This window comes from Candidatus Aminicenantes bacterium, assembly GCA_026393795.1.
GTDB lineage: Bacteria > Acidobacteriota > Aminicenantia > UBA2199 > UBA2199 > UBA2199.
Genome location: JAPKZL010000133.1, coordinates 1 through 1,533, shown reverse-complemented (window position 1 = coordinate 1,533; position 1,533 = coordinate 1). Strand labels below are relative to the sequence as shown.

The window sequence follows — 1,533 nt, the reverse complement described above, 5'->3', positions numbered from 1 at the left end:
ATCTCGGGGCCGCTGCGGTTTACGCAGGCCGCAAGGCTTTCGTCCGCTGAAGCCAAGCCGCTTCCCGGAACGCTTTTGACCGCGAATACCGGATCAACAGAAATAAACCGCAATTTGTGGAAGATCTTTACCATGAAATTCCTGGGCGATTTTTTGCCGATCGCTCCGGTGTTGATCCTGTATTACACCGCCAACGGCCTGAACTCCACCCAGATCTTCACCATCCAGGCCGCCTTCCACCTGGCGGTCCTGCTTCTGGAGGTGCCATCGGGCTACCTGGCCGATGTCGTCGGCCGCAAAAAGACACTGGTTTTCGGGGCGATTTTTTTCCCGCTTGGCCTGGCAGTTTACACCGCTGGCAGTAGCTTCTTGGCTTTTGTCTTCGCCGAGGTAATTTTGGCTGTCAGCATCAGCATGCGCTCAGGATGCGACTCGGCCATGCTCTTCGATTCGCTGCGCCAACTCAAGCGCGAAGGGGAATACAAGCGCTATGAAGGAAGGAGCGCGCTCTTCGCCCGGACCGGAACAGCTGTCTCGTCCGTTGCCGGCGGGCTGCTGGCCGCGGTCTTCCTGCGCCTTTCTTTCCTGGTCAATGTCTTTTCCGCCTTGTTCATGCCCTTCGTCGCCTTGTCCCTGGTCGAGCCCGAGCGGGTGAAGCGGCGCTCGCATGAGCCGCTGCGGGATATCCTGCGCATATGCCGCTTCTGCCTGAAGAAGCCCCACATCCGCCCGGTTGTGCTGTTCGCCGGCCTGATCATGGCCTGCAACCTGACCGGAGTTTGGGCCTACTTCCTCCTCTACCAAGGCCTGGGCATCGGCGTGGGCTGGTTCGGCGTCCTGTTCGCCGTTTTCCAACTGGCCGGTGCCCTGGGGGGGGGATGGGCGCATGTCTTCAGCGAACGCTTTGGAGACAAAGCAGCCTTGTTCCTGGTACTGCTTAGCCCGCTGTTCTTCGTCATGCTCGGCCTGTTCCCGAGCGTATGGCTGCTCATCCTGATCCCGGCGAACGCCCTGCTTTGGAACTTGACTTACCCGGTTTTGCTTGAGCGGCTCAACCTGGCCGTGGGTTCCGATGTCCGGGCCACGGTCCTCTCTCTGGCTTCCATGGCTGGCAGCATGGTGTTCATTGTCATTTCACCGCTCTTCGGCCGCTTGATCGATTTTGTTTCCCTCTCCGCAGCCTTCGTCGCCCTGGGCGCGTTATTCCTTCTAGCCGGAGTGCCACTCCTGGCCGCGATATTGAGAAATTGGGAGATGATGAACCATGAATAGAAAAAAAGGACGGACTGCGCCGGGAGTCAAGTTGAAGGTCACCCATGCCGTAGAGACCCTTTACAAGAAATCCTTTTGTCAGTATTGAAGCCTTCGGTACGTTATTGATTTTCTTTTCAATTTGAAAGTAGGCGGCTGAATCTGGTATAATGCCAATTTTCTTATGGTTTTGTCCAGAGAATACGTCTGGCGAAATCAACAAGGGGATCATCATGAGAATATTATCCGTATCTTCGGGAAAAGGCGGGGTGGGGAAAACGA

Annotated in this window: 1 protein-coding gene; it reads left to right on the top strand. The window is 56.4% G+C overall.

Going from position 1 to position 1,533, the window contains the following annotated elements:
* Positions 1-132 precede the first annotated feature (132 nt).
* Positions 133-1,272 carry an MFS transporter gene (locus NTW95_06315; protein MCX6557033.1) on the top strand — a complete coding sequence of 380 codons (1,140 nt, stop codon included), beginning with the start codon at positions 133-135 and terminating at the stop codon, positions 1,270-1,272.
* Positions 1,273-1,533 lie beyond the last annotated feature (261 nt).

What these genes read in the sequence shown, in the direction of transcription:
- NTW95_06315 (MCX6557033.1), top strand. Translation starts at nt 133, where the DNA reads ATGAAATTCCTGGGCGATTTTTTGCCGATCGCTCCGGTGTTGATCCTG.